Source organism: Xanthomonas sp. NCPPB 1067, assembly GCF_020783795.1.
GTDB lineage: Bacteria > Pseudomonadota > Gammaproteobacteria > Xanthomonadales > Xanthomonadaceae > Xanthomonas > Xanthomonas melonis.
This window is the reverse complement of the sequence record NZ_JAJGQG010000003.1, coordinates 93,901-115,102: the sequence shown is the minus strand read 5'-3', so window position 1 is coordinate 115,102 and position 21,202 is coordinate 93,901. Positions and strand designations below refer to the sequence as shown.

General features: G+C 66.9%; 18 protein-coding genes and 1 other RNA gene. 10 read left to right on the top strand and 9 right to left on the bottom strand.

What is annotated here, in order from left to right:
* Positions 1-47: 47 nt before the first annotated feature.
* The 3 genes from rpiA (at position 48) to LL962_RS03725 (ending at position 2,362) form a co-directional block, all read left to right on the top strand.
* A complete protein-coding gene (gene rpiA / locus LL962_RS03735; protein WP_228315953.1) occupies positions 48-695 on the top strand; it encodes a ribose-5-phosphate isomerase RpiA in 648 nt (215 codons plus the stop codon).
* Between the two features lie 298 nt (positions 696-993).
* On the top strand, positions 994-1,440 hold the full coding sequence (locus LL962_RS03730) for a DUF192 domain-containing protein (protein WP_228315952.1): 447 nt from the start codon (positions 994-996) through the stop codon (positions 1,438-1,440).
* A gap of 40 nt (positions 1,441-1,480) precedes the next feature.
* Positions 1,481-2,362 (top strand): SirB1 family protein, encoded by an 882-nt coding sequence (locus LL962_RS03725; RefSeq protein WP_104586759.1) that lies wholly within the window; start codon positions 1,481-1,483, stop codon positions 2,360-2,362.
* A gap of 170 nt (positions 2,363-2,532) precedes the next feature.
* On the opposite strand, the gene LL962_RS03720 is transcribed toward LL962_RS03725, so the two are convergent.
* Entirely contained in the window at positions 2,533-2,760 is a 228-nt protein-coding gene (locus tag LL962_RS03720; RefSeq protein WP_146092348.1) for a rubredoxin, read from the bottom strand.
* 36 nt (positions 2,761-2,796) lie between these two features.
* On the opposite strand from LL962_RS03720, the gene thiE reads away from it, so the two are divergent.
* Positions 2,797-3,420 (top strand): thiamine phosphate synthase, encoded by a 624-nt coding sequence (thiE, locus tag LL962_RS03715; RefSeq protein WP_228315951.1) that lies wholly within the window; start codon positions 2,797-2,799, stop codon positions 3,418-3,420.
* Between the two features lie 74 nt (positions 3,421-3,494).
* Positions 3,495-3,761 (top strand): hypothetical protein, encoded by a 267-nt coding sequence (locus LL962_RS03710; protein WP_228316037.1) that lies wholly within the window; start codon positions 3,495-3,497, stop codon positions 3,759-3,761.
* Positions 3,762-4,238: 477 nt separating this feature from the next.
* On the opposite strand, the gene LL962_RS03705 is transcribed toward LL962_RS03710, so the two are convergent.
* Positions 4,239-7,418 carry a TonB-dependent receptor plug domain-containing protein gene (locus LL962_RS03705; protein WP_228315950.1) on the bottom strand — a complete coding sequence of 1,060 codons (3,180 nt, stop codon included), beginning with the start codon at positions 7,416-7,418 and terminating at the stop codon, positions 4,239-4,241.
* A 299-nt stretch (positions 7,419-7,717) separates the two neighbouring features.
* Here LL962_RS03705 and hemL point away from each other — a divergent pair, with 299 nt between their 5' ends.
* The 3 genes from hemL to LL962_RS03690 all read left to right on the top strand — a co-directional run bounded on the left by hemL (position 7,718) and on the right by LL962_RS03690 (position 12,674).
* Positions 7,718-9,007 carry a glutamate-1-semialdehyde 2,1-aminomutase gene (gene hemL, locus LL962_RS03700; RefSeq protein WP_228315949.1) on the top strand — a complete coding sequence of 430 codons (1,290 nt, stop codon included), beginning with the start codon at positions 7,718-7,720 and terminating at the stop codon, positions 9,005-9,007.
* A gap of 659 nt (positions 9,008-9,666) precedes the next feature.
* A complete protein-coding gene (locus LL962_RS03695; protein WP_228315948.1) occupies positions 9,667-12,432 on the top strand; it encodes a LuxR C-terminal-related transcriptional regulator in 2,766 nt (921 codons plus the stop codon).
* Positions 12,433-12,598: 166 nt separating this feature from the next.
* A non-coding RNA gene (locus tag LL962_RS03690) (sX9 sRNA) lies at positions 12,599-12,674 on the top strand.
* A 25-nt stretch (positions 12,675-12,699) separates the two neighbouring features.
* Here LL962_RS03690 and azu read toward each other — a convergent pair.
* The 4 genes from azu to LL962_RS03670 form a co-directional block, all read right to left on the bottom strand.
* Positions 12,700-13,149 (bottom strand): azurin, encoded by a 450-nt coding sequence (azu, locus tag LL962_RS03685; protein WP_228315947.1) that lies wholly within the window; start codon positions 13,147-13,149, stop codon positions 12,700-12,702.
* Positions 13,150-13,385: 236 nt separating this feature from the next.
* Positions 13,386-13,889: a RidA family protein gene (locus LL962_RS03680; protein ID WP_228315946.1), complete on the bottom strand. Its 504-nt coding sequence runs from the start codon at positions 13,887-13,889 to the stop codon at positions 13,386-13,388.
* A 24-nt stretch (positions 13,890-13,913) separates the two neighbouring features.
* Positions 13,914-14,339 carry a c-type cytochrome gene (locus LL962_RS03675; RefSeq protein WP_104586767.1) on the bottom strand — a complete coding sequence of 142 codons (426 nt, stop codon included), beginning with the start codon at positions 14,337-14,339 and terminating at the stop codon, positions 13,914-13,916.
* Positions 14,336-15,943 (bottom strand): flavin monoamine oxidase family protein, encoded by a 1,608-nt coding sequence (locus tag LL962_RS03670; protein ID WP_167395262.1) that lies wholly within the window; start codon positions 15,941-15,943, stop codon positions 14,336-14,338. The genes LL962_RS03675 and LL962_RS03670 overlap by 4 nt, the downstream gene beginning before the upstream one ends.
* Positions 15,944-16,397: 454 nt before the next feature.
* On the opposite strand from LL962_RS03670, the gene LL962_RS03665 reads away from it, so the two are divergent.
* A complete protein-coding gene (locus LL962_RS03665) occupies positions 16,398-17,015 on the top strand; it encodes an HAD-IA family hydrolase (protein WP_228315945.1) in 618 nt (205 codons plus the stop codon).
* Between the two features lie 96 nt (positions 17,016-17,111).
* On the opposite strand, the gene LL962_RS03660 is transcribed toward LL962_RS03665, so the two are convergent.
* Positions 17,112-18,338 (bottom strand): acetylornithine transaminase, encoded by a 1,227-nt coding sequence (locus tag LL962_RS03660; protein WP_228315944.1) that lies wholly within the window; start codon positions 18,336-18,338, stop codon positions 17,112-17,114.
* Between the two features lie 72 nt (positions 18,339-18,410).
* Here LL962_RS03660 and LL962_RS03655 point away from each other — a divergent pair, with 72 nt between their 5' ends.
* Entirely contained in the window at positions 18,411-19,283 is an 873-nt protein-coding gene (locus LL962_RS03655) for an ion transporter (RefSeq protein WP_228315943.1), read from the top strand.
* A 139-nt stretch (positions 19,284-19,422) separates the two neighbouring features.
* On the opposite strand, the gene LL962_RS03650 is transcribed toward LL962_RS03655, so the two are convergent.
* Positions 19,423-20,238, bottom strand: coding sequence for an SDR family oxidoreductase (locus LL962_RS03650; RefSeq protein WP_228315942.1), 816 nt, complete (start codon positions 20,236-20,238; stop codon positions 19,423-19,425).
* A gap of 224 nt (positions 20,239-20,462) precedes the next feature.
* Complete coding sequence (locus tag LL962_RS03645; RefSeq protein WP_228315941.1) at positions 20,463-21,122, bottom strand: serine/threonine-protein kinase; 660 nt, start codon at positions 21,120-21,122, stop codon at positions 20,463-20,465.
* Positions 21,123-21,202 lie beyond the last annotated feature (80 nt).

Here is a 21,202-nt window from a genome sequence, read left to right as displayed (position 1 = left end):
GCTCCGACGAATCCCAAATCCCCAATCACTAATCCCGAGCCTCAACAATGTCCGAAGCAAAACGCCTGGCCGCCGAAAAGGCGATCGATTACGTGGAAGACGGCATGATCGTCGGCGTGGGGACCGGTTCGACGGTGGCCTACTTCATCGATGCGCTGGGCCGGATCGGCCACCGCATCAAGGGCGCAGTGTCCAGCTCCGAGCAAAGCACCGCGCGATTGCGACAGCACGGCATCGAGGTGCTGGACCTCAATCACACCGGCAACCTGTCGCTGTATGTGGACGGAGCCGACGAGTGCGACCCCAACCGCTGCCTGATCAAGGGCGGCGGCGCGGCGCTGACGCGCGAGAAGATCATTGCCGAGGCCAGCGAGCGCTTCATCTGCATCGTCGACCCGAGCAAGCAGGTGCCGGTGCTGGGCAAGTTCCCGCTGCCGGTGGAAGTGATTCCGATGGCACGCAGCCTGGTGGCCCGGCAGATCCTGGCCTCGACCGGCGGCCAGCCGGTGTGGCGCGACGGCGTGGTCACCGACAACGGCAACGTGGTGCTGGACGTGCACAACCTGCACATCGCCGACCCGGTGGCGCTGGAGCGCAGCCTGAACCAGATTCCCGGCGTGGTCTGCGTGGGCCTGTTCGCCCGCCGCCCGGCCGATGTGGTGATCGTCGGTGGGCAACCGCCGCGCGTGCTGTGACGCGTCGGCGACATGGAGCGCCGGCGGTCCGCGCGCGCCGATAAGCACAGCGCCTACGCGGCCGGCGCTTCGGCGCCCACCCGGCCGCGCTCGCGGCCAGGTCGATCCGCGGCGGCCTGTGTCCGCTTTGGAGCAACGCGCTGCAAGCGCAATGCATGCAGCGCGTTGCATCGGTCCGGACACGCATGCCTGCAGGCCACGCAACCACGCCTGGGCCGCTGCGACGACGCACCGGCGGCTTGACGCGCGCCGGTGCATGGCAGATGGTGCGCGATCCCCCGCTTCGCCGGTCTGTCGCATGCGCCCTGTCCGCCTCTTCGCCCTCGCCTGCCTGATCCTGCTAGGGGGCTGCGCCAGCAGCGGACCATGGGTGGAGCTGGCCGGCACGCGCTACCAGGTCGAGGTGGCGCAGAACGACGCCGAGCGTATCCAGGGCCTGATGTTCCGCGATGCCATGGACGACGATCGCGGCATGCTGTTCATTCACGACCGTCAGGAGCCGCTGGCGTACTGGATGAAGAACACCAAGATCGCCCTGGACATCCTGTATTTCGACGACCAGCGCCGGCTGGTGTCGCAGCAGCGCGACGTGCCGCCGTGTTCGGCCGGCGATGCCTGCCCGCCCTACCCCAGCAAGGCTCCGGCCCGCTATGTGCTGGAACTCAATGCCGGGCAGGCGGCCAGGCTCGGCCTGCAGGACGGCACCGAGCTTGTTTTCGGTCCGGATATTCCCAAGCTGAAGTGATTCACAGCGATGCGGTGTCGCCTGTCAGGAAGTACCGGACTTGAACCCCGCGTCGCTTGCCGACACTCTTGGAGGCATGGTCGACATGCTCCCACTTCCCCACTGGACCGCACTCGCCAGCCTGGACGACGAGGCGGTGCCGCTGATGTCCACCGCGCTGCTGATCGCGCGCGACGAGTATCCACAGCTGGATGCCGAGTTGTACGACACCCTGGTGCAGAGCCATGTCGAACACCTGCGCCCCGAAGTGGAGGCGATCGATCTGTGGCCACTGAAGATGGCCGCGGTCAACCGCTACCTGTTCGACGAACTGGGGTACTCCGGCAATCACAACGAGTACTACGATCCGCGTAACAGCTATCTCAACCAGGTGTTCGAGCGCCGGCTGGGCAATCCGATCTCGCTGGCCATGGTGCAGATCGAAGTGGCGCGGCGCCTGGGCATCCCGCTGGCCGGCGTGTCGTTTCCCGGGCATTTCCTGGTCCGGCTGCCGGTCGACGACGGGGTGCTGGTGATGGACCCGTTCAACGGCGGCCGCCCGCTGGGCGTGGACGAACTACGCGAACGCGCGCGCCCGCATCTGGGCGGCGAGATTCCCGACGACCGCGCACTGGCGCAGATCCTCGACCCGGCCCCGCACCGTGCGATCCTGATCCGCATCCTGCGCAACCTGCACGGCGTCTACGCCGATGCCGAGCATTGGGACCGCGCCGCACGTAGCGCCGACCGCATCCTGAAGCTGGTGCCCGATCAGCCCGAAGCCCTGCGCGATCGCGGCATGGCGTATCTGCACCTGGGCCACCGTAGCGGCGCGCGTCACGATCTGTCGCGCTATCTGCTGCTCAACCCGAGCGCGCAGGACGCGGCGAGCCTGCACGAACATCTGGTCGAATTGAACAGTCAGCGCGCCCGCGCGCACTGAAGCACGCCCCCGCGCAGGCCTGGCGGCATCCTGCCTGCGCGCGGCCTCGGCCAGGCCGACCGGGCGGCCGACATCCGTGGATGCCTCGCGTACGGCCGCGCGCGTCCGCCTGCAATGCCCGCTCCCGGGCGCAATCCGCCCGCGGCATTGGGCCAGGCGGCTTTTGCCGCTCAGTCGATCTCCACCATCTCGAAATCGTCCTTGGTCACCCCGCAGTCCGGGCAGGTCCAGGTATCGGGCACGTCCTGCCAGCGCGTGCCGGGGGCGATGCCTTCCTCGGGAATGCCGTCGGCCTCGTGGTACAGAAAGCCGCAGACCACGCACATCCAGGTTCGGTAGGTAGTCGTGGATGTCTCGCTCATCGGATAATCGCGGCCATGCAACGGTGGGGTCTGCATTGTCCCATTCCACCCACTGCTTTCGGAAGCGCAGCCATGCCGCACCTCGAAGACGCCCGCGGCGTCTACCTGATCACCCCCGATGAGCCCAACACGCAGCGCCTGCTGCTGCGCACCGTCCCGTTGCTGCCGTCCGTCACCTGGCTGCAGTACCGCAACAAGCAGGCCGACGCGCCGCTGCGGCTGCGCCAGGCGCGCGCCCTGCACGAGGTCTGCGCGGCGCACGGGGTGCCGCTGATCATCAACGACGATGCGCAGCTGGCCGCGCAGGTCGGGGCGCAGGGCGTGCATCTGGGCGAGGACGATGGCGAAGTGGCCGCAGTCCGCGCCTTGCTGGGCGAGCAGGCGATCATTGGGGTGTCGTGCTACGACGGGATCGATCGCGCACGCATCGCGGCTGCGGCAGGCGCCAGCTACGTGGCGTTCGGTGCGTTCTTCCCCACCACCACCAAGCAGACCACCCGGCGCGCCACGCCGGCGCTGCTGCAGCAGGCTGCCACGCTGGGCGTGCCGCGCGTGGCGATCGGCGGTATCACGCCTGCGCATGTGCCCGACCTGATGGCAGCAGGTGCCGATCTGGTCGCTGTGGTCAGCGGCGTGTACGCGGCGGCGGATCCAGTCGCAGCGGTGCAGGCATATCGTGCAGGGTTCGGGTCTTAGTGCGGCAATCGTTCAAGCTTGCAGGCTTGCAGGCTTGCAGGCTTGCAGGCGCAAGCTATTCGTCCAGGCTTGTAATGCGCTTCAAGCTGGTGAATTTTTATTTCACTGCATCTGTTGATCACAGAAAGCCGGGGGCGTCGAGTGTGCGGTGCCCTCACCGCTCGCGGGACACGCCGTGGACCCGTCCGTGGGGGCTCGATGGCGGCATCCATGCCGCCAACGGTCCCGCAATCGGCAAGGACACCGCACCAGACAGCTGGCTGGCAGCCAACGAAAAGCCGCTCACTGCGACGAACCGCTTGCTGCATGTGTCGATTGGGTTGCTGCTGCGGATCGGTTGACCATGACATCCGATAGGCATTGCGACAGAAATCGAACGAGCTGACACCTGCTTTGTTCAGCGAGTCGCGCAATGCACCGCTTGTGCTACGCCCACCGACCGTCGCGACTGGTCCTTGCCCGCTCACCGTCGCGGGACCCTTGGCGGCATGGATGCCGCCACGGAGCTTACAGGGACGTACTTGCAGCGTGTCCTGCGATGGTGGGCGGGCAAGGGCCCTACAGCAGTCGCAACGTCGAGGGCGTGGTGCCCTCACCGCTCGCGGGACACGCCGTTAACCCGTCCATGGGGGCTCGATGGCGGCATCCATGCCACCAACGGTCCCGCAATCGGCAAGGACACCACGCCATACAGTTGGCTGGTTTTTTTGTTGAAGAGCAAAAGACACCGCGTCGTCAGCCAAGCCATCTCCCAAAACAAAAACAGCGACGCGTGCTTTCACGCGTCGCTGCCGAAACCGGCTTTGTCGCTGGCGCGATTAGAAGTCGTAGCTCAGGGTCACCCGGCCAGAGCGCGGCGCCTGGTAGGCCACGACCTGATTCCACAACGGATTGGTCGTGTTGTCGGGCAGCTGCGAGAACGGGTAGATATTGGTCGCGGTCTGCTCGTTGGTGATGTTGAACACGTCAAAGCGCAGCGCCAGCCTGCCATCGGCGAACGCGGGCTTGTAGGTCACGCCCATGTCGAGTTGCGCGATCCAGCCCAGGCGGCCCTGCGAGCCCGGAGGCGATGCCACGCCGGTGCCGGTTTCCGGGTTGTAGCAGTAGTGGTAAGGCCCGCCAGTGATGGCGCTGCCGCCATAGCCGGCCGGATCGCGGCCGCTGTATTGGCTGCCGTAGTAATTGCCCAGGCAATTGTGTGGCGCACCGGAGATCAGGCTGAAGTTGGCCGAGGCGCCCCATTGCGGATTGAACTGGTAGAAGCCGAACAACTTGAGCTGATGGCGGTGATCGTTGGACTGGTCGCCGTTGAAGTGTTCCATCAGCGCCGGATGGTCCCAGCTCTGCGTGGTCGAGACCGAGGCCTGGCCCTGGTAGCTGCCCAGCGCACCGCCGGTACGCCATAGATCCGAGCGCACCTGGCCCTCTGTGGTGCCGTAGCTGTGCGACCACACATAGTTGACCTTGGCGTACCACTGGCCGTCGAACGGGCGTTCCAGATTGAATTCCACCGCCGAATAGTTGCGTTTGAACTTCGGGAAGCCAGCCGCTTCACGGCTGACCGAGACTTCGTGGAATTGACCGTCGGTGCCGATCACGCCCCAGGTGTTGGTCTGGCCAGGATTGATCAGCGAGGCGCCAGCCACCTTCGAGAAATCGATGGTCACCCCTTGCGCCGCTGCCGCATCGATCAATGCGGTGTTGGAGACATCGTAGTTCTGGTCGTCGATGCCCGCGTTGAGGCGGCGATGGGTGCCGCGCATGCCCAGTACCCAGCCGCTGTCGAGTTGCTTGGTGAAGCCGAGGATGAGTTCGTCCTGGTTCTCGCCTTCGATGTCCTTGACCACCGCCGTGCGCACGTCGGCGATGCGGCCGAAGCGCGAATTGGCCGACACCGCAGAGCCCAGTTGCTGCGCCAGGATCGGTGTGCCGTCGGCATTGATGCCGCTGTAGGTGAAATAGGTGTCGGTGGTGGTGGCCGGGGTAAACAGACTCACCGCCGATAGCGGCAGGCCGAGATAGTAGCGGCCGAGGTTGCCGAACACCTTCAGGCTGGAATCGCCGTTGACGTCCCAGCTGAAACCCAGCCGTGGCGCCCAGGCGTTGTCCACCTCGATGTACGGGTCGCCGAACGGGGTGTAGTTGGTGAATTCGTCCTTGCGCAGGCCCAGGCTGAGCAGCAGATTGTCGGTGACCTGCCATTTGTCTTCGATGTAGTACGCGCGTTGTTTCGCCTCGTAGGAATACAGGCTGGTATTGATGTTGCGCACCACGTAGTAGCCGCTCGATCCGTTGACCGGATCGACCAGCCCCGGGCTCGGCGCGCCGATGCCGCCGGCTTCGTTGGCCGACTGACTGACCAATCCGCCGGTCGCCAGCCCGTTGGGATCATTGGTCTGGCCATAGGTCCACGCAAAGCCGGGGCCGGACAGCACCGACCCGACGTCGATGCCTTCGGACTTCTGGTTGTCGATACCGAAGTTGAGCGTGTGATGTCCCAGCCGCCATTCCAGATTCAAGCGCTGGTTGTCCTTCTTGTACTCGCGGTCGGGCGAGCTGACCGAGGTGACCAGCTGATTGCCGATACGCGGTGTGCCGCCGGTATAGGCGGGATTCTGCAACGCGGCGCTGTTGATCACCGGACCGTTGGCCGCGTTGTAGTTGAACGGAGTCAGCTCGTCCGGTGTGGTCATCTTGCCGTACAGCGCCGTCACGGTGAGGTTGTCGCCGAGGTAGCCGGTGTACTTGCCGGTGAACAGGGTCGGGCCGGTCTTCCAGGTGGATTCGTCGGTGAGATAGCTGCCGCGCGCGCGGCTGAGATAGTTGTAGCGATAGATCGAGCCGTTGGTTTCGGCTTCGTCGCTGGCACCGGTCACCTCGATCAGATGGTTGTCGGTGATGTTCCAGTCCACCTTGGCGTACCAGCGCTGCTGCTTGTAGTCGTAGTCGGTGAGGCCGCCGGTGCGGCCATTGTCGGTGTCGCGATTGGTGCCCACGCGCACGCCGTCCGAGTCGACCTGTTCGGCGGCCAGGAAGAAGAACAGCTTGTCCTGGATGATCGGCCCGCCCACGTAGGCGCTATAGGTGGTCTGGTTGGCCTCGGCCTCGCTGGCCGGCTGGTACAGGCCGTTGGCTGCGCGCGCGTAACGGTAGGCGGCGTTGTTGACGGTGCTGGCCTGGCTGTCCGGGCGCCAGTAGAGATCGCGCTGGTTGGCGCGCAGGCCATTGGGCTCCCAGATCACCGCGGCGCCGAACTTCCATTCGTTGGTGCCACGCTTGCCGATCTGGTTGATCACGCCGCCGTTGGAGCGACCGAACTGCGCGCCGTAGCCGCCAGTGAAGATTTCCTGCTGGTCGATGGCGCCGTATGGCAGGGTCAGGCCGCCGAGATTGTTGCTGATGGTGGTGGTGTTGAAACCGTTGAGGTAGTACGCGTTTTCGCTGGCGGCCGAGCCGCCGAAGCTGGGCAGCGAGCCGCCGAGCGGGCCGTTGTCGAACCCACCGCTGTTGACCACGACACCCGGCGCCAGCAGCGCGATCGCTTCGGCGGTGCGGCCCAGCGGCAGCTGCGCCAGCTGTTCGGCGGTGACCACGGTGCGGGTATCCACGCTGCTGACGTCGATGGTGGCCAGGCTGGCGGCATTGACGGTCACGCTGTCCAGGGTCTGCACGCCGCTTCCTGCGGCATTGGCGGCGAACGAGACGTCGGTGTTCGCGCCGACGGTGATGGCCACATTTTCGCGGGTTTCCACCACCGCGCCGTCGCGCTTGACCGTCACCTTGTAGGTACCCAGCGGCAGGTTGCCGGCGGTATAGCGGCCGCGCGCATCCACCGGCACCTCACGGCTGAGGCCACTGTTGTTTTCCACCACCACGCTGGTGCCGTTGCCCTGCCCCACGCTGCCGACGATGCTGCCGGTGGTCGACTGCGCGTGTGCGCTGCCGATGGCCACCACCAGGGCCAACGCCAGGGCACGCTTCTGGATACTGCGGTTCATGCTGTCTCCCAAAAGTCTGAACTGTTGCGACGAATGAACGGGGCCATGAGCCACCGCAATCACACTTTCTGAACATCGGCTGCCCAGCGCCAATAGCGCTATGCCATCAGCTCATGCCCGAGGCGGTCGATACCGTCGCGCTCGATCATAGGCAGGCCGGCTCGCCCACCCGTCGCCCGCGACGGGTAGGCAGGCATCTACCGGGTAGGCGTACACGGCTGCAGGCCTGACAATGGCGCAGACGATGCCTGTTGCCGGGCATCGCGGCCCCCACCGAACTTCCTCAAGGATCCGCGCGCATGAACCACACCCGCTCCCACGCCCTGTTCGCCCGGGCGCAGACACTGCTGCCCGGTGGCGTCAACTCACCGGTGCGCGCGTTCAAGTCGGTGGGAGGCGAGCCGTTCTTCGTGGCGCGCGCCGACGGCCCGTATCTCTACGATGTCGACGACAACCGCTATATCGACTACGTGGGCTCGTGGGGCCCGATGATCGCCGGCCACAACCACCCTGCAGTGCGCGAGGCGGTGGAGCGCGCGATCCGCGACGGACTGTCGTTCGGCGCACCCTGCGCGGCCGAGGTCAGCATGGCCGACACCATCACCCGGCTGGTGCCGTCGTGCGAGATGGTGCGCATGGTCAACTCCGGCACCGAGGCCACGCTGTCGGCGGTGCGTCTGGCACGCGGCGCGACCGGGCGTAACCGCATCGTCAAGTTCGAAGGCTGCTATCACGGCCACGGCGACTCGTTCCTGGTCAAGGCCGGCAGCGGCATGCTGACCCTGGGCGTGCCCACTTCGCCGGGCGTGCCGTCGGGCCTGAGCGAGCTGACCGCCACGCTCAGCTTCAACGACTTCGAAGGCGCGACCGCCCTGTTCGACGAGATCGGCGCCGACGTGGCGGCGGTGATCATCGAACCGGTGGTGGGCAACGCCAACTGCATTCCGCCGCTGGCGGGCTACCTGCAGCACCTGCGCACGCTGTGCACGCGCCACGGCGCGCTGCTGATCTTCGACGAGGTGATGACCGGCTTCCGCGTGGCCCTGGGTGGTGCGCAGGCGCACTACGGCGTGACCCCGGACCTGACCACGTTCGGCAAGATCATCGGCGGCGGCATGCCGGTGGGCGCCTATGGCGGCCGGCGCGAGCTGATGGAGCAGATCGCGCCGGCGGGCCCGATCTACCAGGCGGGCACCTTGTCGGGCAATCCGGTGGCCATGGCCGCGGGCCTGGCGATGCTGGAGCTGGTGCAGGCACCCGGCTTCCACGCCCGGCTGAGCGAGGCCACCGGCATGCTGTGCGAAGGGCTGGAAGACGCCGCACGCGCGGCCGGCGTTGCGGTCACCACCAACCGGGTGGGCGGCATGTTCGGGCTGTTCTTCACCGACCAGATCGTGGAGAGCTACGCGCAGGCCACCGCCTGCGACACCACCACCTTCAACCGCTTCTTCCACGCGATGCTGCAGCGGGGCGTGTACCTGGCGCCCTCGGCGTACGAAGCCGGCTTCCTGTCCAGCGCGCACGACGCGGCGACGATCGAGGCGACGCTTGCCGCCGCAGGCGAAGCCTTTGCCGAGGTGGCGCGCTGAGCGAGGCGGTCGACTGAGCGGCGCGTGTCCGCTGCGATCGCCGGCTCGGGCCATCCCGCGCCGGCGATTGGCCACGGCCGCCGATGCGTCCTGCATGGCCGGCCGCGATCGCGCCCACGCTTGCACGCGACCACCGCGCCAACGCCACAGCTCGCTGGCGAGGATGCTCGCACGGCGTGCGCGTTGGCTGAGTGGGCCGGTGGCGGTTCGCGCCCGGCCCGACGGCAACACTGCCTGCATCGCCGGATGTGCAGGACATTCGAACAGCGATCCGCGGTTTCAGCGATCGCTGCAAGCGCCGGCTCCCGTGCAGGCGCATGCAGCTGCTGCCACGGCCTGCACCGGCACCGATGCATGCGCCTGCGCGACCTTCACGAACGCCATTGGCTGACGGAGCGCGCTTGCCGACCCGGCGCACACCGACGGCATCGCTTGCCGCGATGCCTGCGATATGCGGCAGACGTCTTTGCTTTTGTCGTGTGGCTGTCATACCTTTCTGAAAGGTGCTCACGGACGGGCATGGGTGGGGACCCTCGAAGCAGCCGATCCGCCGTTGTCGTCTTCGCTGGCGACAGGTTGGCCGTCGCCGCTGTTTCATCCAGTCATGCAGCGCGTCGCGCCGGCGCGCTGTCGACGCTTGCCACGGCCGCCCTCGCCTCATGCTCAAGCCTGTTGCGTTGCTCACTCCGCGCCCGTCGCCATTGCGCGACCGCCATCTTCCCGACTGGCTGCTTGCCGGCAAGCTGGAGCCCCCATCGCCGCGTCCGGGGGCAGTGCTGCGCACGTCGCTGCTGACCGCGCTGGATCAGGCACAGGCACGCCCGCTCACCTTGCTGCTGGCGCCACCCGGCTTCGGCAAGACCACCGTGCTGGCGCAATGGCATGCCCATCTGCATGCAAGCCGGCACAGGGCGGTGGCGTGGCTATCGCTGGATGAAGAAGATGCCGATGCCGCGCGCTTGCTTGGCCACCTTGCCCTGGCGCTGCAGCACGCGGGCGCGGACGAGGCATTTTGCGCACGCGTGCTCCACGAGCGTGACCAGGACCCACGCAACGCGCTGACCCTGTTGCTCCGCGCACTGCATAGCGCACCGCGTCCGATCAGCGTGATCCTCGACGACTATGACCGCGTGGGCAGTGCGTCGGTCGATGACCTGGTGCTGCGGTTGATCGAACACGGCGGCGGGCGCCTGCATCTGTTGCTGGCCACCCGCCGCATCCCGGCGCTGCCGCTGGCGCGCCTGGACCTGCAGGCGCAACTCAGCCGGCTCGGCAGCGCGCAACTGGCATTGGATGGCGATGAGGCGCGCGCGTTGCTGGGAGCGCAGATCCCTGCCCCGGTGGCGGACGCCTTGCTGCATTACACCGAAGGCTGGCCAGTGGCGCTGCATCTGGCCCGGCTCTGGCTGGAAGGCGATGCGCAACGCCAGCAACAGGTGACGGCGCGCTTCTCCGGGCGCAGCGCGCAGATCGCCGCTTACCTGGCCGAACAGGTGGTCAACGACCTGGATGCGGACACGCGCGATCTGTTGCTGCGCACCAGCCACCTGGAGCGCGTCAATGCATCCCTCGCCGATGCGCTACGCCAGCGCGATGACAGCGGGCGGCTGCTGGCGCGCCTGGAGCACTTCCATGGGCTGCTGGTGCCGCTGGACGGCGAGCGTGAATGGTTCCGCTATCACCCGCTGTTCGCCGACTTCCTGCAGCAGTTGCTCGACCGCGAACATCCCGGCCAGGCCATGCAGCTGCACCAACGCGCGGCGCGCTGGTTTGGCGAGCACCGGCATCTGGCCGACGCCGTGCGGCATGCCGCGCGTGGCGAGTGCGGCGACCTGGCTGCCAGCTACATCGCACGCGCAGGCACCTGGCAATTGCTGTTGACCCATGGCACGCACGCGGTGCGCGCGTTGTTGCGCCACTTCGACCACCGCACCATCCGCGACACGCCCGCGCTCAACCTGACCCAGGCGCACCTGCATCTCAAGCTCGGCGAATTCGGCCACGCACGCCTGCTGCTGGAGCGCTTCCGCGATTTCCCGGCCGCCCTGCGCGAGCCGCAACAACGCGACTACACCGTGATGGTGGCGCTGCTGCGCGACCGCCTGGATGAGATCTGCGGCAATCCGCATGGCCTGGCCCAGATCGCCGCGCAAGCCGGCGCACTGGACGAAGACGACCACCTGAGCCGCGGCATGCTGCTGTGCATCTGTGCCAACACGGCTCTCGCACAGGGCGCCTTTGCCGTGGCCGAGCGCCATGCGCTGGCCGCGCGCGATGCCATGCGCCGCGGCGGCAGCGATCTCGGCGCCAGCCAGGCACTGCTGTCGTTGGGGCAGAGTCTGTTCTATCGGGGCCGGCTCGGCGACGCCGAAGCCTGCTACCAGCAAGCCCTGCAGTGCTGCGCGCGTTCACCGCAGCCGGATCGTGTATTGCAAGCCGCAGGTCAGTGCCTGCTTGCGCAGCTGCACCATGAGCGCGGCCACCACGACGATGCGGCCGACCTGCTGCATCCGGCGCTGGAGCTGCTGGAACAACACGATGGCAGCGCCGACATCCTGGCAGCCGCCTACCAGACCGCGCTGGGCCTGCAACGCCTGCGCGATCGCAGCGGACGCAGTGCCCTGGCGTTGCTCGAACACGTCGAACAGATCGCCCACGGGCGCAAGCTGGCGCGCCTGTCCGAACTGGCCGCCGCGTGGCGGCTGATGTTGCTGCTGGAGCACCCCGGCACGACGGCCATCGACCTGCTGATCGCGCGCAGCGGCGGCGAATCCGGCCTGGCCCACACGCTGCGTGCCGCGCACCACTGGCGCGATCGTGCCGCGATGGGCTTCGCGCTGGCACGCTGGCACCGCCTGGCCGGACGCAGCAGCGCGGCACTGGGCATTCTTGGACAGATCGAACAGGCCTGCCTGAGCAACGATAACGCGTGGCATCTGGCGCGTACCCGCGCACGCATCGCGCTGGTGCTACAGCAGCGCGGCGAACTGCTCGAGGCACTGCCGCCGCTGTACAGTGCACTGGAGCATGTAGCGCTGACCCAAAGCTGGCAGGCCATCGTCGAGCTGGGTTTGCCAGCCAAGGCGATGCTGCGGTCGCTGCGTCAGCACGATCCGCACACCATTGGCGGCACCACGCGCGCCTTGACCATCCAGGCACTGCTCGAACGGCTCAGCGGCGACGAAGATCCGGCCAGCGACATGTTCAGCGAGCGCGAACTGGAAGTGCTGGCGCAGCTGGCGCGGGGTCACTCCAACAAGCAGATTGCCCGCCACCTGCACCTGTCGGAGAACACCGTCAAGTTCCACCTCAAGAACCTGTATCGCAAGCTCGATGCACGCAGCCGCGAGGGTGCGCTGGCGCAGGCACAGCAACGCGGTGTGTTGTGTGTCCAGCCTCCGCAGCACTCCAAGGCGCCAACTTGAGTGGGCGGCACCTTGAGCGAGCGGCGGTGCCAGGCCTATTGAACGACCCTGCCGCGCTCGGCAATGCACGGAATAAGACGCGAGCAACCAACACGCTTCAGCCAGGAGCAGCCCACAAAACGACGGTGCTCACCGGCAGGCGGGCGCGGCCGGTGCCCGGAACGGCATGTACCACGCATACATTCCGCTTCCTCAAAGCCGTCCATACCCAGCTCACGACTGCTCGCTACGTTCTATCAGTCGCTCTGAGTGCCACCCGCTGCAGCTTCAGCCGAATGTGAGTGTGCCCTTCATCATCGCCCAGTGCCCGGGGAACGAGCAGAAGAACGTGTACGCGCCGCCCTTGGTCAACTTGCTGGTCGCAAAGCTGACGGTGGTACTTTCGCCGCCACCGATGACCTTGGTATGCGCGATCACGCGCGCATCGGCCTTGGGCAGATAGCTGTTGGCGATGGTCGATCGCATGCCGTCATTGGCGACCGGCTGGAAATCGGCAGACTTGGTCAGCACCCAGTTGTGCCCCATCGCCGTGGCAGCCAGCTTGCCGGAGTGCTTGAGCGTCACGTCCACCTGGGTGCAGTCGGGCGCGATGCTGATGGCGCTCCGGTCGAACGCCATCTGGTCGTTGCCGGTGATGGTGACCGCACAGCTACGCGCCCATGCCGATGGCGCCATCGCCAACAAGCCGAGCACCGCAATCGTCGAATACAGTTTCAAGACATGTCTCCTGCAAACAGAACTGCGCGATCCATTCGTCACCCGCGCCGCTCGCGCACGGCGTCGGGGCACTCAGGGTAGCGCCTTGGCGCAATCAACGGAATCGAGTGCGCTCCAGTGACGCAACCTGAGCGGCGTAGCGCACCGTTGGCGCGCGGGACATGCGCGGCGTTGCCCAAGGAAACCCCTGCGTCGCCACGCTGGCGGTCATGGTGCTTCCGCATGCCAGCACGGCGTCAGGGCCGTACCGCGACCACTTCGATCTCCACCCGGTACAGCGGATTGCCCAGCGCAGCGATCTGGAAGGCCGAGCGTGCCGGAAGATTCGGCTGCGCCTTGGTGCCGAAGAACTGGCGGTAGCCTTCCATGAAGCCATTGAAATCCATCTTGCCCCCCAGGGCCGGGTCGCCGACCAAAAACACCTGCATCTTCACCACATCGCCCATCCCCAGCCCCAGCGCTTCCAGCTGCTGTTTGATCTGGTTCAACACGCTCACCGTCTGCGCTTTGGTATCGCCGTAGGCGGCAGCCGAATCCTTCGGTGCGCTGGTATCCAGCACCGCCGGTACCTTGCCGCTGACGTACACCGTCGCCTTGCCGGCAGGAATCTCCACCGCCGCGGCGATCGGGAAGTCGCTATTGGGAATCTTGTGACGGATGACCTCGGCGGCAGTGGCAGCGGCAATACCCACCGAGCATGCGAGAGCGGCAAACAGGACACTTGCAAGAGGACGGAACATGGCAACTCCTTGGCATGGAAAAGGTCAGCGACGCAGCAGTTTGACGTCGTCGGCGGTGACGCGCTCGCTGTACTCGTTGCCGAAGTGGGTGCGCACATAGCTCACCACCTCGGCCACCTGGCGATCGTCGAGCAGGTCGGCGAAGCCGGGCATGCCGGCGTGCCCGTCGAGCACCATCATCGTCACATACGGGCCGGCCGCCAGTTTGGGATTGGTCGCCAGTGCAGGATATTCACCGGCGCCCTGGGCGCCATGTCCGGCCGGCATGTGGCACCCCTGGCAGATGGCCTGATAGACCTCCCGTCCGGAAGCCCTGGCAAAGCGCTGTTGCGGGAACAGGCGCGTGGCATCCGAACTCTGCGCCTGCGCATCGCGCATACCGGGCGGTAGCAGCAGCGCGACGATGAGCAGGCTCGCCAGGGCGATCAGGACGCGGGGTAGCAGACTCATGGGCGGGATCCTCCGGCGACGACCTTGCGATGCAGCCGGTCGACGACGTCATGCGCAGACAGGATCGCGCCCTCCTGCCAGGCGGGAATGTAGGACACATGCTCGCCCGCCAGCGCCAGGCGTCCGTCGATCTGACACAGCGCTTCGTAGTGTTCGGCACGCGCCTGCTCGCTCCACATGCCGAAACAGCCATGCGCGAACGGCACCCGATGCCAGCCGACCGCCACACCGGTCTCGAATTCGTGCGGATATTGCGGATGCAGCTGGGTGCCGTCGTCCACAGCCTTGCGCACGCGCTGCTCCGGCGTCATCGCGGTGAACTGGTAGGCGTCCAGCCCCCACGCATAGGCACCGAGCAGCACGCCTTTGCCAGGACTGTGATAACCGGTACTGGGATAGCTGATCAGCGTGATCGGCAGGTCGGTGTAGCTGATGCCGCCGTAGATCGCTTCGTCCTCTTCCCAGAAACGGCGCTTGAACTGCAGCCCGACCTTGACCGAGGCCGCATACGGTACCTGACCGATCGCGGCGGTCATCGCGTCGCTGGCGGTGACCGGAATCCGGCTCAGCACCGAAAGCGGGATCGTGCAGATGCACCAGTCTGCGCTGGCGATGCGTTGCTCGCCGCCCCGCGTCACATCCTGCCAGGACACGCGCACGCCACCGCCATCCTGATCGATCCGGGTGACCTTGGCGTTGTAGGTGATGGCGTCGCCGAGCCGACGCGCGAACGCCTTGCCGATCTGATCCATGCCGCCCACCGGCTGAAACATGGTGGTCTGCATCTCGTAGTTGTTGCCGGCCGCCAGGGTGGTCCATAGCCGCGAGCGCAGCACGTCCTGCATTCCGAACGGTTCGGAGAATTCCGGCTTGCCCGACAGGCCGCCACCGGGGTAACGCGCAAAGCCGCGCCGCTCGCTGCTGTCCTTGCCGCGTACGTAGCCGAAGTTGCGATCCAGCGCGCCCCAGCTGCGCAGCGATTCCAGCAGGATCTGCTGGTCCTCTGCGCTGACGCGCGCGTCCAGCGCATGCTGCTGGGTACACTTGGCCAGCAGCTCGGACACATGCCCCCTGTAGTCGGCGTCGATGGCGCGAAAGCGCTGCGGCCTGCCGCCGAAGCCCCGCTGGCTGTGCAGCAGCGCGTTGTAGTTGACCTGATTGAACGCCTCCAGTGCCACGCCGAACTGCTTGCAGTAGCTCAGCACCGCCGCGTGGTGATGTGGAATGCGCCACGGGCCTGGATTCAGATACAGCCCATCGTCGAACTGGCAGTGCTGACTGGCACCGCCCAGTTCGGTATAGCGATCGCCTCCGCGCAGTGTCCAGTTACGGCCACCGGGTCGGCCGTTGTATTCCAGCACCTGGACGCGATAACCGGCCTTGCGCAGCTCGAAGGCCGCGGTCATGCCGGCCAAGCCGGCCCCCAGGACCAGCACCGACGCGCCCTTTGCGTCGCCATCCAGCTGCAGCGGGCCGCTGAACCTGGACTCGGCCGCCATGCCCAGGCTGCTCATCGCCTGGTACATCATGGCGCCGCCGGCGCTCATCCCGATCCGCGCCAGCAATTGCCGCCGCGTCATCACCCGCGTGTGAGTACCCTGCATCAACGCATTCCCTGCACGTCATGGGCGCGTGCGGCCAGTGCGGCCGTCGGGTACTCGGTCTTCAAGTGCTCAGGCATGCAGTCGCCCCCCGGAATATGTTGCCTGCCGAGTGACCGCCCCCGCTCCCCGAGCCTGGCTGTCACCGCAGCTGCGGCACGGACCGACCATACCCAGCGCCGTTCTGCTACAGCGGCGGTGCGAAGGGTAGGCGCTGCCCGAGCGGGTAGGCTGCTACCGAATCGAAACATTTGGATACGAAGCATCGCTGCCCTCGGGCAGACGCGCGCCTGCAGGGCAAGGCATTGCCAAGGCCGGCATTCACCCGGCGGCGCGCAGGCGTGAGCCGGTCGCGGTAATGCGCCTACCCGTTCGCGGCTGGTCGGGCATCGCCCCTCGCACGCTTGCCATGCAGCGGCAAATCGACAAGGCTGCGGCACCACTCCCGAGCCTGCGCATGCCGACCGCACCGATTTCCCTGTTGCTGCTCGACTTCGACGGGGTGCTCGCCAGCTATCGGCGTCCGCGCCGTCTGGCCGCCCTGGCAACGGCCGCCGCCTGCACTCCGGAGCGCGTGCAGCAGGTGCTGTTCGAACAGGGACTGGAGCGCGCCTACGATGCCGGCGTGATCGACACGCCGACGTACCTGAGCCAGCTCGGCGACGGTCTAGGGCACCCGATCGACCGGGCCACCTGGATCGCTGCACGCGTGGCCGCATGCCGTGCTGACCCTGCGGTGGTGGCGCAGGTATTGGCGGTATCGGCGACGACCGCCGTGGCCGTGCTGACCAACAACGGCCCGTTGATGGCCGAGGCGATTGCACGGATCGTGCCGTCGCTGTTTCCGCTCTTGCAGGGGCGCGTGTTGTGCAGCGGTGCACTGGGCGGGCGCAAGCCGGACCTGCAGGTGTATCAGCGTGCGCTCGACGCCCTGGGTGCGAGCGCGGCAGGTACCTTGTTTGTCGATGACCTGTTCGTCAACGTTCGCGGTGCCCGCGCTGCGGGCCTGCATGCCGACACGGTGCGCGATGCGCGTGCCTTGCGGCGGGTGTTGCGGAGGTACGGCCTGGGCTGAGGAATCGGGAACCGGAACTTCCGAGTTCGAGTTCCGAGTTCCTCACCGCTCACGTGCCTGCATCTCTGCAGCCGCAGCCACGCGCGCCGTAATCGATTACTTCTGCGCCGCGTACTCGGCAATCGCCAGCCGCAGGCGCGCCAGCCCATCGGCCAGCTCGGCATCGGTCAGATTCAGCGCCGGCACGAAGCGCAGTACGTCCGGTCCGGCCTGCAACATCAACAGCCCGTGCTTGGCCGCCAGGTCGAGGATCGCACCGGCCTGGCCGGCATGTGCCGGCGCCAGCACAGCGCCCAGCATCAGGCCGCGCCCGCGGATCTGCGCGAACACGCCGAACTCGGCGTTCAATGCCTCCAGCCCTGCGCGCAATCCAGCCGATTGACGCTCCACATTGGCCGCGATCTCCGCCGAGGCCAGCTTGCGCAAGGCCACCCGCGCCACCGCCGCCGCTAGCGGATTGCCGCCGAAGGTGGTGCCGTGCGCGCCAAACTGCATGGTCTGCGCCACCTTGGGGCCGGCCAGCATCGCACCGATCGGGAAACCACCACCCAGCGCCTTGGCCAGCGTCACGATGTCCGGCGTCGCCTGCTCCTGCCAGTGCGCGAACAGGGTCCCGGTGCGGCCCATGCCGCATTGGATCTCGTCCAGCACCAGCAAGGCATCGTATTGGTCGCACAGCGCGCGTACGCGCGCCAGGAAGCCCGGTGCGGCCGGCATCACTCCGCCCTCGCCCTGGATCGGCTCGACCATCACCGCCGCCACGTCGCCTGCGGCCATCGCCGCTTCCAGCGCCGGCACGTCGTTGAAATCCACATAGCGAAACCCGCCCGGCAGCGGCTCGTAGCCTTCCTGGTACTTCGGCTGCGCAGTCGCGGTGACCGATGCCAGCGTGCGGCCATGGAAACTGCCGCGGAAGGTGACGATCACGCGACGCTCGGCCGGGCGGCCCTGATCGCTGGCCCACTTGCGCACCAGCTTGATCGCCGCCTCGTTGGCCTCGGTGCCCGAATTGCACAGGAAAACTTTCTCGGCGAAGCGCGAAGCGCCGACCAGTTCTTCGGCCAGACGCAGCGGTGGTTCGCTGTAGAAGATGTTGCTGGTGTGCCATAGCTTGCCGGCCTGCTCGGTGAGCGCGGCCACCAGATCCGGATCGTTATGGCCCAGCCCGCTGACCGCGATGCCCGAGGACAGATCCAGATACTCGCGGCCGGCCGCGTCCCACACGCGACTGCCCTGGCCGCGCTCCAGCACCACCTGGCGCGGGCGATACACCGGCAGGTAGTAGTGCGCCAGTGACAGGGGCGAATCGGCAGCGGTGCTCATGATGATCGGTCGCGGAAGCGGAAGGGGAACCGGCATTCTCGCGCATTCGCACGCCTGCGGCACAATGCGCGCATGCGCCCACTCTCCGATCCGCAGCTCACCCCCGCCACCGACCAGGGCTGGCGCCGGCACTGGTTCGACATCATCTACCGGCACGACACGCGCCCCTCGCGCAATTTCGACCTGATGCTGGTGGCGGCCATCCTGGCCAGCGTAGTGGTGATCATGATCGACAGCGTGCCGCGCATCCATGCGCAATCGGCACACTGGCTGCTGCCGCTGGAATGGGCCTTCACGATCCTGTTCACGCTGGAATATGCATTGCGCCTGGCGGTGGTGCGGCGCCCGCTGCATTACGCGCTCAGCATCTGGGGCGTGATCGACCTGCTGTCGATCCTGCCCAGCTATCTGTCCTTCTTCGTCCCCGGTGCACAGACGTTGCTGGTGGTGCGGGTGCTGCGCATCCTGCGCCTGTTCCGCATCCTCAAACTCACGCGCTATATCCAGGAAAGCGGGCAGCTGGTGGATGCGCTGTGGCGCAGCCGCCGCAAGGTGCTGGTATTCCTGTTCAGCGTACTCACCATCACCGTGATCGCCGGCGCCACGATGTACGTCATCGAAGGCCCGCAGCATGGGTTCACCAGCATTCCGACCAGCATGTACTGGGCCATCGTCACCATGGCCACGGTGGGCTTCGGCGATCTGGTGCCGCAGACCACGCTGGGCCGTTTCGTCACCTCGGCGCTGATCCTGATCGGTTACAGCATCATCGCCGTGCCCACCGGCATCTACACCGCCGAACTGGCCACCACGCTGCGCGAAGGTGGCCACGCGGGCAAGCGCGACATCCGCAACTGCGTGCGTTGCGGGCTGGAAGGCCATGCGCCGGACGCGCGCTATTGCCGGCAGTGCGCCGAGCCGCTACCGGCCGTGGGCAACGGCTGACGAAAAACCCTGCACGCAGGTGGGTCGCGCAGCCGGCAGGTGCGGCCGCAAGGCCTGCACCGCGCATCGCCAGCGGCGTGTACGCCCCGCGCTCCTGGCCCAGGCGATCCATGCGCACATGCACGCACGCGCGCGGCTCTCAATCCAGAAACAGATCCGGCAGCAGGTCGCGCGAGGGATCCACCGCATAGCCGCGCAGATCGGTGATGCCGGCCTGCGCCAGCACCTGCTCGTCGATCAGGAACTGCCCGTGGAAGCCGGCCGCTTCGCTAGTCAGCACCGCATGTGCGGCATCGGCCACGATCTCCGGCCGGCGACAGGCGGCCGCCTCCACCCCGGGCAGCATATTGATCGCATCGGTGGCGATCACCGTGCGCGGCCACAGCGCGTTGACCGCGACGCCCTGAGGGCCGAACTCGGCGGCCAGCCCGAGCGTGACCAGGCTCATCCCCATCTTGGCCAGCGTATAGCCGGTATGTGCGCCCCACCACGCCGGATTCAACGAAGGCGGCGGCGCCAGGCTGAGGATGTGCGGATTCGGCGCCTGCAGCAGATGCGGCAGGCAGGCCTGTGCACAGACGAAGCTGCCGCGCGCATTGACCTGCTGCATCAGGTCGAAGCGCTTCATCGGCGTGTCCAGCGTGCCGCGCAACCAGATCGCGCTGGCGTTGTTGACCAGGATGTCGATGCCGCCGAACGCCTCCACGGTGGCGGCAACGGCTGCCCGTACCTGCTGCTCGTCGCGGATGTCGCATTTGAGCGCCAGCGCCTGCCCACCGGCCGCGCGAACCGCGTCCGCCGCACCATGGATGGTGCCGGGCAGTTTCGGATTGGCCACTGCCGACTTGGCTGCGATCGCCACATTGGCGCCATCGCGCGCCGCCCGCAGCGCAATCGCCAGCCCGATCCCACGCGAGGCACCGGTGATGAAGAGGGTTTTGCCTTGTAACGTCATGGGATTCGGGAGTCGGGATTGGGGATTCGTCAGAGCTTACAGCCGATGCTCGCACCGGATCGGGATTCGTCATGCCGCCCAACCACCAGCCCTGCACCATCCGCTTTTACGAATCCCCAATCCCGAATAACCAATCCCGGCCCCTTCTACGAATCCCCAATCCCGAACAACCAATCCCGGCCCCTTCTACGAATCCCCAATCCCGAATAACCAATCCCGGCCCCTCAGGGCTTCGGCCCCTGCCCCTCGTTGTCTTCCCAGTGCAGGATGCGCCGGGTCACGAAGCGGTAGACCGGTTTGCCGGTGGCGAACCACAGCTCGCGCACCCAGGAGCGGCGCTGGAGCACGCGGCGCTCCACCGGGGTGATCGCGGCCGGGCAGTACATCCGCTTGTGCTTGAGCAGGTGACGCAGGTCTTCGCGTGCAAGCAGGCGCATCCAGCGCGCGCGCGGGCGGCCGCAGACTGCCAGTTGGAAATCGATCACCGCCGGGCTGCCGTCGTCCTGCACCAGCCAGTTGGCTTCCTTGGCCAGGTCGTTGTGGGCGACGCCGCGCCGATGCAGCTGCTGCAGCAGCCGGCGCGCACGACGGAAGTAGGCCAGATCGCCGCGTGGCGGGCGCTGGTACATCGCAGCGCCGGCCAGATAGCTACGGTCCAGGTGGCGCCCGTCCCAGTGCAACAGGCGCGGCGTTCGCGCCAGTCCATCCAGCTGCCGCAACGCCCGGGCCTCGCGCCGGGCCAGCCACCACGCCACACCGCGCAGCAGCCACGGCGCCGCACTCAGGTCGCGTCGCACGAAGACGCGGCCGGCGTCGCGGATCAACAGGATGCGTCCGAAGGTGTCGGACTTCAGCGGCAGGTTGCCGGCGGAATCGTCGCTCATGCCCCATTGTAGGCGGCGCGCCAACCCGACCCTACCGCAGGTGGCTGGCCCGCAGATCGCGCAGGCGCGCATCGACTCGG